Here is a 13,182-nt window from a genome sequence, read left to right as displayed (position 1 = left end):
ACATTGTCGCAATGAAACAACGACCTTCCACGCAACCCGATCGCGACAGCGACCCCTCGTTCAAGGCGCTGTCGCGCGTCCTGGCCCACCTGAGCAAGCCGCAGGAGGTTGCCGCGTTCCTGCAGGACCTGTGCACGCCGGCCGAGCTGGAGGCGATGTCCGACCGCTGGCGGGTGGTGCCGCTGCTGCTCAAGGGCGTGCCGTACCGCGAAATCCACGAGCTGACCCAGGTCAGCGTCACCACCATCGGCCGCGTCGCGCGGACCATGGAATACGGCGCCGGCGGCTATGCCACGGCGCTGCGCCGGCAAGCGGCGCGCCCCTCCGATTCCCATTGAGATGTCCTGATGAGTGCTTCCCTGGCAGCGCCGGCGCGTGACCGGCTGCGTATCGCGATCCAGAAGAGCGGCCGCCTGGCCGAGCCGGCGCGGGCGGTGCTGGCCGCCTGCGGGCTGAGCTGGCGCGAGAGCCGCGACAAGTTGTTCTGCTACGGCGAATCGCTGCCGGTGGACCTGTTGCTGGTACGCGACGACGACATCCCTGGGCTGATCGCCGACGGCGTCTGCGACTTCGGCATCGTCGGCCGCAACGAGTTGGAAGAGCAGGCCGGCGAGCGCCGCCGCAACGGCTTGCCCGAGGCCCACCGCGCGCTGCGCGGGCTGAACTTCGGCCAGTGCCGGCTGATGCTGGCGGTGCCCGAGACCTGGGAATGGACCGGCGCGGAACAATTGCAGGGCAAACGCATCGCCACCAGCTATCCGGCGGTGTTGGCGGACTGGCTGCAGGCGCGCGGCCTCGACGCACAGGTGGTGGAGCTGTCCGGCTCGGTGGAGATCGCGCCGCGCCTGGGCACCGCCGACCTGATCTGCGACCTGGTGTCCAGCGGCGCGACCCTGGCCGCCAACCAGCTCAAGCCGGTGGAAACGCTGCTGGAAAGCGAAGCGGTGCTGGCCGGGCCGGTGCGCGAGCCGGGCGACGCCCGCGCCGGGCTGGCGGCGATGCTGCTGCGCCGGCTCGACGGCGTGCTCAAGCTGCGCGACAGCAAGCTGTTGATGTTCCGCGCCACGCGCGACCACGTCGCCGAACTGACCCGGCTGCTGCCCGACGCCGATCCGCTGGTGCAACTGCCCGGCGACGGCGACGGCCCGTTGCAGCTGCAGACCATGTGCCATGGCGCGATCACTTGGCAGCGCATGGAGGAACTGGAGCGTGCCGGTGCGCAGGGGCTGATGGTGTTGACCGTGGAGCGCTCGCTGGCATGAACCGACTGGACTGGAATTCGCTCGACGCGCAGGCGCGCACGCAGGCCCTGACCCGGCCGGCGCAGACTGTGGCCGCGCAGACCCGCGCTGCGGTGGCGCAGTTGCTGGACGAGGTGCGCGGTCGCGGCGATGCGGCCTTGCGCGAGATCACCGCGCGTTTCGATGGCGTGGTGCTGCAGCGTTTCGAAGTCGGCGCCGACGAGTTCGCCGCCGCCGAAGCGGCGGTGCCGACGGTGCTGCGCGAGGCGATGGCGCAGGCCGCGGCGCGGATCGAGACCTTCCACCGCGCTGGCATGACCCAACCCTATGCGGTGGAAACCGCGCCGGGCGTGGTCTGCGAGCGGGTTGTCCGGCCGATCGGCCGGGTCGGCCTGTACGTGCCGGCCGGCAGCGCGCCGCTGCCGTCCACCGCGCTGATGCTGTGCGTGCCGGCGGCGCTGGCCGGCTGCCGCGAGGTGGTGCTGTGCACGCCGCCGCGCGCCGACGGCTCGGCCGATCCGGCGGTGCTGGTCGCCGCCACGCTGACCGGCGTGGATCGCGTGTTCAAGCTGGGCGGCGCGCAGGCGATTGCGGCGATGGGCTTCGGCACTGCCTCGGTGCCGTCCTGCGACAAGCTGTTCGGTCCGGGCAACGGCTACGTCACCGAGGCCAAGCAGCAGCTGGCGCAGTCCGGCGTAGCGGCGATCGACATGCCGGCCGGGCCGTCCGAGGTGCTGGTGATCGCCGACGTCGGCGCCGATGCCGCGTTCGTCGCCGCCGACCTGCTGTCGCAGGCCGAGCATGGCCCGGATTCGCAGGTGCTGCTGCTGTCCGACAGCGCCGAGCTGATCGAGGCGGTCGAGGACGAGATCGAGCGCCAGCTGGCGACGCTGCCGCGTGCGTCGATCGCGCGCCAGGCGCTGGCCGCGTCGCGGCTGATCCAGGTCGGCACGCTCGAGGACGCGTTCGCGATCAGCAACCGTTACGCGCCCGAGCACCTGATCCTGGCGCTGCGCGAGCCGCGCGCCTGGCTGGAGCGGGTCGAGGCGGCTGGCTCGGTGTTCCTCGGCGACTACACCCCGGAAGCGCTGGGCGACTATTGCAGCGGCACCAATCACGTGCTGCCGACCAACGGTGCGGCGCGCGCCTACAGCGGGGTCAGCGTCGCCAGTTTCCAGAACTTCGTCAGCGTGCAGAGCGCCAGCCGCGCCGGCATCGCCGCGATCGGCGCCTGCGCGGTGACCATGGCCCGTGCCGAGGGCCTGGACGCGCATGCCAATGCGGTGGCGCTGCGGATGGAGAGGGCGGCATGAGCGCGCCGCTCGAAGCACCGGCGCCGGGCTCGATGCTGGCGCTGGTCCGTCACGACCTGCGCGACTTCGCCGGCTATTCCTCGGCGCGCAGCAGCGCGCTGCGCGGCGAGATCTGGCTCAACGCCAACGAATCGGCCTGGGCCAATCCCGCCGACCGCGACGCCGGCAATCGCCGCTATCCGGATCCGCAGCCGCCGGCGTTGCGTGCGGCGCTGGCGTCGCTGTACGCCTGCGCGCCGGAGCAGGTGCTGCTCGGCCGCGGCAGCGACGAGGCCATCGACCTGCTGCTGCGGGCGCTGTGCGAGCCGGGCCGCGACGCGATCGTGATCACCCCGCCGGTATTCGGCATGTATGCGGTGTGCGCGCGGCTGCAGAATGCGCGCATCGTCGAAGTGCCGTTGCGCGAAGACGCGGCTGGGCTGGTCACCGACATCGATGCGGTGGTGGAGGCAGCGCTGAGCCAGATGGCCAAGCTGGTGTTCCTGTGTTCGCCCGGCAATCCCAGCGGGGCGGCGATCCCGCTGGCCGAGATCGAACGTGCCGCCGAGCGCCTGCATGGGCGCGCCTTGCTGGTGGTCGATGAGGCCTATGGCGAATTCTCCGACGTGCCCTCGGCGAGCACGCTGCTGGCGCGCCACGCCAACCTGGCGGTGCTGCGCACGCTGTCCAAGGCGCATGCGCTGGCCGCAGCGCGGATCGGCTGCGTGATCGCCGATCCGGCGCTGATCGCGGTGCTGCGCCGCTGCCAGGCGCCATACCCGATTCCGGCGCCGTGCACGCAGCTGGCGCTGGCCGCACTGCAGCCCGAGCCGTTGCGCCAGACCGCGCTGCGCGTGGCCGAGATCCGCGGCGAGCGCGAGCGCATGACCGCCGCGCTGGCCGCGCTGCCCGGCGTGCGCCGGGTGTATCCCTCGCAGGGCAACTTCCTGCTGCTGCGCTTCGACGATGCCGAAGGCGCATTCCGTGCGCTGCTGGCTGCCGGCGTGGTGGTGCGCGACCAGCGCGCCGCGCCGACCCTGGGCGATGCGCTACGCCTCACCCTCGGCACCCCGGAACAGAACCAGCGCGTGCTCGGCGCGCTGCAAGCGGGGAGGGCGGCGGCATGACCCCGATCCTGTTCGTCGACCGCGACGGCACCCTGATCGAGGAGCCGGCCGATTTCCAGATCGACGCCTACGAGAAGCTGCGCTTCGTGCAGGGCGTGATCCCGGCGATGCTCAAGCTGCGCGACGCCGGCTACCAGTTCGTCATCGTCACCAACCAGGACGGGCTGGGCAGCGAAGCCTTTCCGCAGGCCGCGTTCGACGGCCCCCACGACCTGATGCTGCAGATCTTCGCCAGCCAGGGCATCGCCTTCCGCGAGGTGCTGATCGACTGCAGCTGGCCGGCCGACAACGCACCCACGCGCAAGCCCGGCATCGGCCTGATGCTGCCGTACCTGCAGGACCGCAGCATCGACTGGGCGCGCTCGGCGATGGTCGGCGACCGCCTCACCGACGTCCAGTTCGCCGAGAATCTGCGCATCCGCGGCTTCCAGCTGAAGACCGAACAGTTCGGCGGCGACTGGGACTGGGCCGGCATCGCCCACGAACTGGCCGATGCGCCGCGCCGCGCCAGGGTGCAGCGCGACACCAAGGAAACCAGGATTGCGGTCGAGATCGATCTGGACCTGGCGCGCGACCCGCACTGCGCCACCGGCCTGCCGTTCTTCGACCATATGCTTGAGCAGATCGGCAAGCACGGCGGCTTCGCCCTGGACGTGCGCGCCGAGGGCGACCTGCATATCGACGAACACCACACCATCGAGGACACCGGCCTGGCGCTGGGCCAGGCCTTGCGCCAGGCGCTGGGCGACAAGCGCGGCATCGGCCGCTACGGCTTCGATCCGCCGGACAGCCCGTGGCTGGCCGCCGGCGGCGACGCGCGCCTCGACTTCACCCTGCCGATGGACGAGACCCTGGCCAGCGCCGCGCTGGATTTCAGCGGCCGCCCGTATTTCGTGTTCGAAGGCGAGTTCAAGCGCGAGCGCGTCGGCGACCTGCCGACCGAATTGGTGCCGCATTTCTTCCGCTCGCTGTGCGACGCGTCGGGCCTGAACCTGCATCTGCGCGTGCACGGCGACAACGACCACCACAAGGTCGAGGCCTGCTTCAAGGCATTGGCGCGCGCCTTGCGCCAGGCGCTGCGCCGCGAGGGTGCCGCGCTGCCTTCGACCAAAGGCGTGCTGTGATGCGCGGCGCTTGCGCAGGGAGGCTGCGATGAGCGATATCGTCCTGATCGATGCCGGCGGCGCCAACCTCGGCTCGGTGCGCTACGCGCTGCAGCGCCTGGGCGTGGAAGCCAGGCTGGTGCGCGACGCGGCCGGTCTGCAGGGCGCGGACCGGGTGATTTTGCCCGGCGTCGGCGCCGCGCCGCATGCGATGGCGCGGCTGCGCGAGCAAGGGCTGATCGAGCCGCTGCGCGCGCTGCAGGTGCCGCTGATCGGCATCTGCCTGGGCATGCAGCTGTTGTTCGAGCATTCCGAGGAAGGCGACGTCGATTGCCTGGGCTTGCTGACCGGCGTGGTGCGGCACATGCCGCCGGCGCTGGGCATCCGCGTCCCGCACATGGGCTGGAATCGGCTGCTGCCGATGCGCGCTTCGCCGCTGCTGGACGGCCTTCCCGACACCGTCACCGCCTACTTCGTGCATGGCTACGCCGCGCCGGTCACTGCCGACACCGTGGCCGCCTGCGATCATGGCGGCTTGTTCACCGCGGTGGTGCAGCGCGGCCGCCGCTGCGGCGCGCAGTTCCATCCCGAGCGCTCGGCGAGCACCGGCGCGCGCATCCTGCGCAACTTCCTCGAGACCGATTTCCGATGAGCTTCATCGTCTATCCCGCGTTGGACATCCGCGACGGCCGCGTGGTGCGGCTGGCGCAAGGCGACTACGCCCGCGAAACCCATTACGGCGACGATCCGCTGCCGCGCGCGCAGGCCTTCGCCGATGCCGGCGCAGACTGGATGCACCTGGTGGACCTGGACGCGGCGCGTGCCGGCGGCTACACCCTGGCACCGCTGCTGAGCCAGATCCGCGCGCAGACCCGGCTGCAGGTGCAGACCGGTGGCGGCGTGCGCTCGCGCGCCGACGTGCAGCGCATGCTCGACGCCGGCGCTGCGCGCGTGGTGATCGGCTCGCTGGCGGTGCGCGACCGCGAATCGGTGCTGAAATGGCTGGCCGAGTTCGGCGCCGAACGCATCACCGTGGCGCTGGACACGCGCCAGGACGCGCACGGCGTGTGGCGGCTGCCGGTGCTTGGCTGGACCGAGACCTCCTCGCTGACCCTGGAAGCGCTGGCGGTCGAGTACGCCGCGGCCGGGCTGAAACACCTGCTGTGCACCGACATCGCCCGCGACGGCATGCTGTCCGGGCCGAACCTGGAGCTGTACGCCTACCTGCGCCGGATCGCGCCGGGCGTGCACGTGCAGGCCTCCGGCGGCATCCGCGACGCCGCCGACGTGCGCGCCGCGCGCGAGGTCGGCTGCGCCGGCGCAGTGCTTGGCAAGTCGCTGCTGGAAGGCCGGCTGGCGCTGGACGAGGCGTTGGCATGCTGAGCCGGCGCATCATCCCGTGCCTGGACGTGCGCGATGGACGCGTGGTCAAGGGCGTGAAGTTCCGCGACCACATCGACATGGGCGACATCGTCGAGCTGGCCTTGCGCTACCGCGACCAGGGCGCCGACGAACTGGTGTTCTACGACATCGGCGCCAGCCCGGAAGGGCGTTCGGTGGACTACGCCTGGGTCGAGCGCGTGGCGCGGCTGATCGACATCCCGTTCTGCGTGGCCGGCGGCATCCGCGACGTGGCCACCGCGCGCGCGGTGCTGCATGCCGGCGCCGACAAGATCTCAATCAACTCGCCAGCGCTGGAGCGGCCGGCGCTGATCGCCGAACTGGCCGAAGCGTTCGGCGTGCAATGCGTGGTGGTGGGCATCGATTCGATCCGCGAGGACGACGGCCAGTGGCGCGTGCGCCGCTTCACCGGCGACCCGGACAAGACCCAGGCGCTGCGCGTGCGCACCGTGGACTGGGTGGTGGAGGCGCAGCAGCTGGGCGCCGGCGAGATCGTGCTCAACTGCATGGACAACGACGGCGTGCGCCGCGGCTACGACATCGCCCAGCTGTTCGAGGTGCGCGCGCTGTGCAAGGTGCCGCTGGTCGCCTCCGGCGGCGCCGGCGAACTGCAGCACTTCGCCGACGTGTTCGAACAGGCCGACGTGGACGGCGCGCTGGCCGCTAGCGTGTTCCACAGCGGCGCGATTCCGATTCCCGACCTCAAGCGCTTTCTGCGCCAACGACAGATCGAGGTGCGCGATGGCGCATGAGCACGAAGCCGCCGCCGCGCCCGCGGATGCGGCGTTTGCTGGGGACACCTTGGATTGGAGCACGCTGGACTGGAGCAAGGGCGACGGCCTGCTGCCGGTGGTGGTGCAGGACGCGGCCACGCTGCGCGTGCTGATGCTCGGCTACATGAATGCCGAAGCGTTGGCCGCGACCCGCGCCAGCGGCAAGGTCACCTTCTACAGCCGCAGCAAGCAGCGGCTGTGGACCAAGGGCGAAAGCTCGGGCAACACCCTGGAGCTGGTGGCGATCGAGACCGACTGCGACCGCGACACGCTGCTGGTCACCGCGCACCCGCATGGGCCGACCTGCCACCTCGGCCGCAGCAGCTGCTTTCCGCAGGCGCCGGGCCAGTTCCTGGGCGCGCTCGACCGCCTGGTCGCACAGCGCGAACGCGAGCGTCCGCCGGGCAGCTACACCACGCAGTTGTTCGAGAAGGGCACGCGGCGCATCGCGCAGAAGGTCGGCGAGGAAGGCGTGGAGACTGCATTGGCCGGCGTGGCGCAGGACGATGCAGCGTTGCTCGGCGAATCGGCCGACCTGCTGTACCACCTGACCGTGCTGCTGCGCGCGCGCGGCCTGGCGCTGGCCGACGCGGTCGCGGTGCTGGAAGCGCGGCACAAGTAGGTTCGCGCGACGGCGGTCGGCGCCGTGTCGTGGCGGATGGCTACAATCGCGGCATTCCCTCGATGCCGGACTTCACGCATGTCGCTGCGCGCCGTAGTGCTTTTCTGCCTGTTGACCGCCGCTGCGCCTGCGCTGGCACAGACCGCCACGATCAGCGGCAGCGTCTACCAGGAACGCGACGGCCACGCGGGCCGCGGCACCGGCGAGCGCGGTATCGCCGGCGTGCAGGTCTCCGACGGCGTGCAGATCGTGCGCACCGATGCGCAGGGCCGCTACCGCCTCGAAGTGGAGCCGGGGCGCACGGTGTTCGTGATCAAGCCCGACGGCTACGCCTTCGCCAGCGCCGGCAACGGCTTGCCGGCCTACTGGCGGCACTATGCGCCGGCGGGATCGCCCAAGCTCAATTACCCGGGCATCGCGCCGACCAGTGGCGCCAGCGACGGCTGGGATTTCGCGCTGCGTGCGCAACCGGCCGCGGCCAGTACCGAAGTGCTGGTGTTCGCCGACACCCAGACCGCCTCGGCGACCGACGTCGGCTACTACGCGCGCGACATCGTCGCGCCGCTGCTCGGCAAGACCCGTGCGCGCCTGGGCACCACCCTGGGCGACGTGGTCAGCGACGACCTGTCGCTGTATCCCGCATTGAACGCCGAGACCGCCAAGCTCGGCGTGCCGTGGTTCCACGTGCCCGGCAACCACGACCTGAATTTCGACGCGGCCGACGATGCCGGCTCGCTGTCCAGCTGGCGCGCGGTCTACGGGCCGGATACCTATGCGGCGGAAGAGGGCGGCGCCAGCTTCGTGTTCCTCGACGACGTGGTCTACCAGCCGCAGAAGCAACCCAATTACATCGGCGGCCTGCGCGAGGACCAGTTCGCGTTCCTGCAGGCCTACCTGGCCACGCTGCCGAAGCAGCGGTTGCTGGTGCTGGGCATGCACATCCCGCTGTTCGACGCCGCGCCGGGCAAGGAAACATTCCGCCATGCCGACCGCGCGCGCCTGTTCGCGCTGCTGCAACCGTTCGCGCAGGTGCTGGTGCTCAGCGGCCACAGCCATACCCAGCGCCACTACTATCACGGTGCCGGCGATGGCTGGCACGGCGCGCAGCCGCTGCACGAATACAACGTGGGCGCGGCCTGCGGCGCGTTCTGGTCCGGGGCCAAGGACGCCGACGGCATTCCCGCGGCGACGATGGCCGACGGCACCCCCAACGGCTATGCGCTGCTGACCGTGCAGCGCGATGGCCGCTATGCGCTGGCCTATCACGCCGCGCGTGCCCACGACGATGCACCGATGGTTCTGCATGCGCCGAAAGTGCTGCGCCGCGGCGCGTATCCGGCCTGGGCGGTGTATGCGAACGTGTTCATGGGCGAGGACGACAGCCGCGTGGAATACCGCATCGACGACGGCGCGTGGAAGCCGATGGCGCGCGTGCAGCAGCCGGATCCGGACCTGCTCGCCGAGAACGCGCGCGACGACGCTGCCGACGCACTGCGCGGCTACGACCGCTCGCCGGAAGCGATCCCGTCGCAGCACCTGTGGCGCGGCGCCTTGCCGACCGACCTGGGTGCCGGCGCGCACCGCATCGAGGTCCGCGCCTTCGACCGCTGGCGCGGCGAGCAACGCGCCAGCACCGGCTATCGCCTGCAGGACGCGATGCCCTGAGCGGGCCGCGCATCGGCGCGTCGATGCAACAGGTTCCTGGCAGATGCAAGGAGCGGCTTCAGCCGCGACGAACGGAGCGAGGAGGCCAACCGGCTACGCATGCAGTCGGGACTGAAGTCCCTCCCGCAGTGCACCCGGCGAACAGGCCGCAAGTTCCTGTAGGAGCGGCTTCAGCCGCGACAGATGCGCCGGCAACCTGGTCGGCTGTGCAGGCTAACGGTCGTGGCTGAAGCCACTCCTACAGTGCACCACGGTTGGCTTGCCGCAAGTGTTGTGGGCGCGAGTCTGGTTGGCCTCGGGCCATCAGCCGCGACGAGCGCGAGTAGCAAACCCTTCAGAGCCCGCGGATCTGTCGGCACCGCTGGCCACAAGACACAAGAGCAGCAGGTGGATTTCCGAATCCCGAAAACAAAAACGCCTCCACGCGGGAGGCTGTCGAAAGCGAATGATCCTGGCTGGCGAGCGAAGGCGAGCGGGCGGAAGGATCGGGCGCAGCTGGCTGGCGTGAGGCTGGCGGGCTTGCTGCGGGGTCAAGTCTAGCGAGCGCCAGGATGTGGCGATCGAACGCGACTCACTCGCATCTTCTCGCAAGGCGGCGCACGAAAGACATGCGCTCGATGCCGCACTACGCGCGTCGCCGGATCGTCTTGAGCGGCTGTCGTCGCGCGACCCACATGGTAGGCGCGGCCGCGCAAGGCGATACCCAGGGCCCATACCGAAGCCCCTCGCTCCCTCCGGCGACCGAAGGAAGTCCGCGTGGGAGAGAGGGGGTGGAGCGAGGGTCGGGGCGAAGCCACCTCGTCATCCTGTCGCATGCTGTCACCCACGCACCCAACTTGCCGTCTCGGCCTCGGCCTCAGCATTCGGATCCGCAGCCTCGTCCGGCCTGGTTAGTGTCCGGCCTTGCCGTCGGCCGCGGTGGCCGGCGCTGTTGTCGTCTGCGTTTGCGCCTCCGGTTCCGGATAGGGATACGCCGGCGCCGCGACCGGCTGCAGCGGCGCGCGCCAGCGCTGCAGCAGCGGCGCGATGCGCGCGCCGACGTACAGCTGCGGGTACGACGGCGCTTCGCCTTGCGCCCGTTCGCGCGCGCTGATCTCGGCCGTGGCCAGGCGATAGCTCTCGACGAAATCGGTGGTGCGCGCCAGGGCGTCGATCAGCCAGGCGCGGCCGAAATAGGTGGCGCTGGCGGTGTTGCCGCAGCCGAACGAGGAGCGGTCGCGGCGCGCGGCGGTGATGATCAGCGTGTCCGGACTCTTCAGCGCCGGCACGAAGCCGCCCGAGTAGCAGGCCGACAGCACGATCACCCGGTTGCGGATGCCGGCGTCGTCGAGCAGCCCGCGCAGTTCCTTGGGCGTGATGGTGTCGTAGTCGGCGTCCTCGCCGGGGCCGAACTGCACATACAGTTCGTGCTGCTCGGTGCCGTGGCTGGTCAGGAACAGCAGCAGCGCGTCCTCGCGCCGGTCCATCAGCTTGCCGATGCGCTGCAGCGTATCGGCCAGGTTGTCGTACGAGGCCTGCGGCGCGTAGGCGTGGGCGCCGAGATTGTCGGCGTGGTTGATCAGGGTGACGATGCGCCCCGCCGCGCCGAAGCGCTGCGCGAACAGCTGGCGCAGGTAGTGGGTTTCGTTGCGGAACACGTCCTCGCTGGCGTCGCCGGCGAAGCCGACCACGTACAGGTCGGTCGTGCCCGGCCGCTGCGGCTGCAGCGCGGCCAACGCCTTGCGCAGTTGCGCCTGGTCGATCGGATCGACCGGCGCCGGCGCATCGGCCTGTGCCTGCGCCGCGCCGGCATCCGCATGGCAAGCCGGCAGCAGCAGCGCCAGCAGCAGGGCCAGGGCCAGGCGGCGGTACGGCAGGCTGCTGTTGCGCAGGAACGAAGGCATGGGCGGCGGCGGATGCGACGGAGGAAGGACGCGGCAGTGCGTGGCGATGCCGCGGGGCACTCAGAACGCCAGTTCGGCGAAACTCTCCACGCGCCGGTGCCCGTTGCAGGCATCGCCCAGGCGCGGTTCGGGATAGTCCTCGCGGCGATCGACCAGCACCGTGTCCAGCCCGGCCTCGCGCGCGGCATCGAGTTCGGCGACCACGTCGGACAAGAACACGATCTGCGCGGCCGCCACCCCGATCGCCTCGGCGATGCGCGCATAGCTGGCCGCGTCGCGCTTGGCGCCGACTTCGGTGTCGAACCAGCCGGACAACAGTCCGCTCAGGTCGCCGGCGTCGCTATGGCCGAAGAACAGTTTCTGCGCCGGCACCGAGCCGGACGAGTACACGTACAGCGGGTGGCCGTCGGCATGCCAGCGATGCAGCGCCGGCGCGGCGTCGGGGTAGATGTGCGCGGCGAAGTCGGCGTCGCGGTAGCCGGCCTCCCAGATCATGCCCTGCAGCGCCTTCAGCGCGGTATGCTTGCGGTCCTGGTCGATCCAGCCCTGCAGCGTCTCCACGATCACCGCGTCGTTGCAGATGCCGCCGCATTCGTTGGCCACCGCGTCCAGCCACTGGCGGACCTGCGGCTGCCGACCGTGCGTGCGGACGAACTCGGGCAGGGCGCGGCGCGCGTAGGGGAACAGCACATCCTTGACGAAGGAGATGCTGCTGGTGGTGCCTTCGATATCGGTCAGGATCACGCGCGGGCTGGCCATCGCTCAGTTCGCCTCGCCGCGCAGCGCCGCTTCGTAGCGCGGGAAGCGCCGGGCGATGTCGGTGCCGGTGAAATGGCCGACCCAGCCGTCCGGCTCGGTGAAGAAGCGGATCGCGATGAAGCGCGGCTCCGGGCCCATGTCGAACCAGTGGTGGGTGCCGTCCGGCACCGCGATCAGATCGTTCTGCACGCATTCGATCTCATAGACCTTGCCGTCCACGTGCAGGGTGAACAGGCCCGAGCCGGCGACGAAGAAGCGCACTTCGTCCTCCTTGTGGAAATGCTCGTCGAGGAACTTCTTGCGCATCTCCTCGCGCTGCGGGTGGTCCGGGGCGATGCTGACCACGTCCACGGTCTTGAAACCGTGCGTGGCGACCAGCCGATCGATGTCGCTCTTGTAGGCGGCCATCACCGCTTCCGGGGTGGCGCCGGCCTCGATCGGCTGGTCGGCCTGCCAGCGCTCGAAGGTGACGCCGATCTTGCGCAGCTCGGCGGCGATCGCGTCGCCATCGCGGCTGTCGAACAGCAGCGCGTCGGGAGTGGTTTCGGCGAAGATGCGGAGTCGGCTCATGGTGGCGGGCGAGGGCGTCGTGGAGGGGAGGAAAAGGGTAGCAGCTGGCGGGGAAGCCGCCGTTGCGGCGCTGGAACGCTGTAGGCGCGTCGCGTGCCGGGCTCAGCCCAGCGCGCGCAGCTTGCGCAGTTCCAGTTCGCAATGCAGCAGAAACTCGATGGCTTCCAGGTGGCGGCGCGCCTCGGCCATGTCGCGGCCCCAGGCGTATAGGCCGTGGCCGTCGATCAGGTAGCCCCACAGCGGGGTGCGGTCCAGCAACGCGTCCACCTGCGCGGCCAGCACGGTCATGTCCTGGGTGTTGGCGAACACCGGCAGCTCCACCGCGGTTTCGTGGGTCTGGTTGCCGTGCAGCGCCTTCAGCAATTCGTAGCCTTCCAGGCGCACGTGGCCGGCGTCGGCGTACAGCCGCGAGGCGATGGTCTGCACCGGCGAATGCGTGTGCAGCACGCAGCCGACCTCCGGGAAGCGGCGATACAGCTGGGTGTGCAGCAGGGTCTCGGCCGAGGGCCGGTGATCGCTGCCGACGGCTTTGCCGTCGAAGTCCACCACCATGATGTCGGCCTCGACCAGGCGGCCCTTGTCGCGGCCGGACACGGTGATCGCGGCATGCGCGGCGTCGAGCCGGTGCGAGAAGTTGCTGCTGGTGGCCGGGGTCCAGCCGGCCTCCGCCAGTTCGCGGATGTTGCCGATCAGCAGTTGCGCCAGCGTGCGCAGGCGTTCGGTATCGTAGGGCTGTGCGTTCATGC

General features: G+C 70.5%; 14 protein-coding genes. 10 read left to right on the top strand and 4 right to left on the bottom strand.

Features of this window, described 5'->3' with window-relative positions; genetic code table 11:
• Positions 1-11 precede the first annotated feature (11 nt).
• The 10 genes from ISN38_RS02470 (at position 12) to ISN38_RS02425 (ending at position 9,224) form a co-directional block, all read left to right on the top strand.
• Entirely contained in the window at positions 12-338 is a 327-nt protein-coding gene (locus tag ISN38_RS02470; RefSeq protein ID WP_003469594.1) for a YerC/YecD family TrpR-related protein, read from the top strand.
• A gap of 9 nt (positions 339-347) precedes the next feature.
• A complete protein-coding gene (gene hisG / locus ISN38_RS02465) occupies positions 348-1,262 on the top strand; it encodes an ATP phosphoribosyltransferase (protein ID WP_003469596.1) in 915 nt (304 codons plus the stop codon).
• Positions 1,259-2,554 (top strand): histidinol dehydrogenase, encoded by a 1,296-nt coding sequence (hisD, locus tag ISN38_RS02460; RefSeq protein ID WP_058361556.1) that lies wholly within the window; start codon positions 1,259-1,261, stop codon positions 2,552-2,554. Before hisG ends, hisD begins: the two co-directional genes overlap by 4 nt.
• Positions 2,551-3,660 (top strand): histidinol-phosphate transaminase, encoded by a 1,110-nt coding sequence (hisC, locus tag ISN38_RS02455; protein ID WP_003469599.1) that lies wholly within the window; start codon positions 2,551-2,553, stop codon positions 3,658-3,660. The genes hisD and hisC overlap by 4 nt, the downstream gene beginning before the upstream one ends.
• Positions 3,657-4,784, top strand: a complete 1,128-nt coding sequence (gene hisB, locus ISN38_RS02450) for a bifunctional histidinol-phosphatase/imidazoleglycerol-phosphate dehydratase HisB (RefSeq protein ID WP_003469600.1) — start codon at positions 3,657-3,659, stop codon at positions 4,782-4,784. Before hisC ends, hisB begins: the two co-directional genes overlap by 4 nt.
• A gap of 28 nt (positions 4,785-4,812) precedes the next feature.
• Positions 4,813-5,415, top strand: coding sequence for an imidazole glycerol phosphate synthase subunit HisH (gene hisH / locus ISN38_RS02445; RefSeq protein ID WP_003469602.1), 603 nt, complete (start codon positions 4,813-4,815; stop codon positions 5,413-5,415).
• A complete protein-coding gene (gene hisA / locus ISN38_RS02440; protein ID WP_003469604.1) occupies positions 5,412-6,146 on the top strand; it encodes a 1-(5-phosphoribosyl)-5-[(5-phosphoribosylamino)methylideneamino]imidazole-4-carboxamide isomerase in 735 nt (244 codons plus the stop codon). Before hisH ends, hisA begins: the two co-directional genes overlap by 4 nt.
• Positions 6,140-6,916: an imidazole glycerol phosphate synthase subunit HisF gene (gene hisF / locus ISN38_RS02435; RefSeq protein WP_003469606.1), complete on the top strand. Its 777-nt coding sequence runs from the start codon at positions 6,140-6,142 to the stop codon at positions 6,914-6,916. The genes hisA and hisF overlap by 7 nt, the downstream gene beginning before the upstream one ends.
• Positions 6,906-7,559, top strand: a complete 654-nt coding sequence (gene hisIE / locus ISN38_RS02430) for a bifunctional phosphoribosyl-AMP cyclohydrolase/phosphoribosyl-ATP diphosphatase HisIE (protein ID WP_003469607.1) — start codon at positions 6,906-6,908, stop codon at positions 7,557-7,559. Before hisF ends, hisIE begins: the two co-directional genes overlap by 11 nt.
• A gap of 78 nt (positions 7,560-7,637) precedes the next feature.
• Complete coding sequence (locus ISN38_RS02425; protein WP_047324806.1) at positions 7,638-9,224, top strand: calcineurin-like phosphoesterase C-terminal domain-containing protein; 1,587 nt, start codon at positions 7,638-7,640, stop codon at positions 9,222-9,224.
• 890 nt (positions 9,225-10,114) lie between these two features.
• On the opposite strand, the gene ISN38_RS02420 is transcribed toward ISN38_RS02425, so the two are convergent.
• From ISN38_RS02420 to ISN38_RS02405, 4 genes are all read right to left on the bottom strand, one after another.
• Entirely contained in the window at positions 10,115-11,107 is a 993-nt protein-coding gene (locus ISN38_RS02420; protein WP_047324807.1) for a C13 family peptidase, read from the bottom strand.
• Between the two features lie 60 nt (positions 11,108-11,167).
• Positions 11,168-11,866, bottom strand: a complete 699-nt coding sequence (gene mtnC, locus ISN38_RS02415) for an acireductone synthase (protein ID WP_003472061.1) — start codon at positions 11,864-11,866, stop codon at positions 11,168-11,170.
• Between the two features lie 3 nt (positions 11,867-11,869).
• A complete protein-coding gene (locus ISN38_RS02410; RefSeq protein ID WP_003472059.1) occupies positions 11,870-12,436 on the bottom strand; it encodes a 1,2-dihydroxy-3-keto-5-methylthiopentene dioxygenase in 567 nt (188 codons plus the stop codon).
• 102 nt (positions 12,437-12,538) lie between these two features.
• Positions 12,539-13,180: a methylthioribulose 1-phosphate dehydratase gene (locus tag ISN38_RS02405; protein ID WP_003472058.1), complete on the bottom strand. Its 642-nt coding sequence runs from the start codon at positions 13,178-13,180 to the stop codon at positions 12,539-12,541.
• Between the last annotated feature and the right edge of the window lie 2 nt (positions 13,181-13,182).

The organism is Xanthomonas translucens pv. undulosa (genome assembly GCF_017301775.1).
Classification (GTDB): Bacteria; Pseudomonadota; Gammaproteobacteria; order Xanthomonadales; family Xanthomonadaceae; genus Xanthomonas_A; species Xanthomonas_A translucens.
Note: the sequence above shows the minus strand (reverse complement) of the source record. Positions and strands in the feature narration are given on the sequence as shown.

What these genes read in the sequence shown, in the direction of transcription:
- ISN38_RS02470 (WP_003469594.1), top strand. Translation starts at nt 12, where the DNA reads ATGAAACAACGACCTTCCACGCAACCCGATCGCGACAGCGACCCCTCG.
- hisG (WP_003469596.1), top strand. Translation starts at nt 348, where the DNA reads ATGAGTGCTTCCCTGGCAGCGCCGGCGCGTGACCGGCTGCGTATCGCG.
- hisD (WP_058361556.1), top strand. Translation starts at nt 1,259, where the DNA reads ATGAACCGACTGGACTGGAATTCGCTCGACGCGCAGGCGCGCACGCAG.
- hisC (WP_003469599.1), top strand. Translation starts at nt 2,551, where the DNA reads ATGAGCGCGCCGCTCGAAGCACCGGCGCCGGGCTCGATGCTGGCGCTG.
- hisB (WP_003469600.1), top strand. Translation starts at nt 3,657, where the DNA reads ATGACCCCGATCCTGTTCGTCGACCGCGACGGCACCCTGATCGAGGAG.
- hisH (WP_003469602.1), top strand. Translation starts at nt 4,813, where the DNA reads ATGAGCGATATCGTCCTGATCGATGCCGGCGGCGCCAACCTCGGCTCG.
- hisA (WP_003469604.1), top strand. Translation starts at nt 5,412, where the DNA reads ATGAGCTTCATCGTCTATCCCGCGTTGGACATCCGCGACGGCCGCGTG.
- hisF (WP_003469606.1), top strand. Translation starts at nt 6,140, where the DNA reads ATGCTGAGCCGGCGCATCATCCCGTGCCTGGACGTGCGCGATGGACGC.
- hisIE (WP_003469607.1), top strand. Translation starts at nt 6,906, where the DNA reads ATGGCGCATGAGCACGAAGCCGCCGCCGCGCCCGCGGATGCGGCGTTT.
- ISN38_RS02425 (WP_047324806.1), top strand. Translation starts at nt 7,638, where the DNA reads ATGTCGCTGCGCGCCGTAGTGCTTTTCTGCCTGTTGACCGCCGCTGCG.
- ISN38_RS02420 (WP_047324807.1), bottom strand. Translation starts at nt 11,107, where the DNA reads ATGCCTTCGTTCCTGCGCAACAGCAGCCTGCCGTACCGCCGCCTGGCC.
- mtnC (WP_003472061.1), bottom strand. Translation starts at nt 11,866, where the DNA reads ATGGCCAGCCCGCGCGTGATCCTGACCGATATCGAAGGCACCACCAGC.
- ISN38_RS02410 (WP_003472059.1), bottom strand. Translation starts at nt 12,436, where the DNA reads ATGAGCCGACTCCGCATCTTCGCCGAAACCACTCCCGACGCGCTGCTG.
- ISN38_RS02405 (WP_003472058.1), bottom strand. Translation starts at nt 13,180, where the DNA reads ATGAACGCACAGCCCTACGATACCGAACGCCTGCGCACGCTGGCGCAA.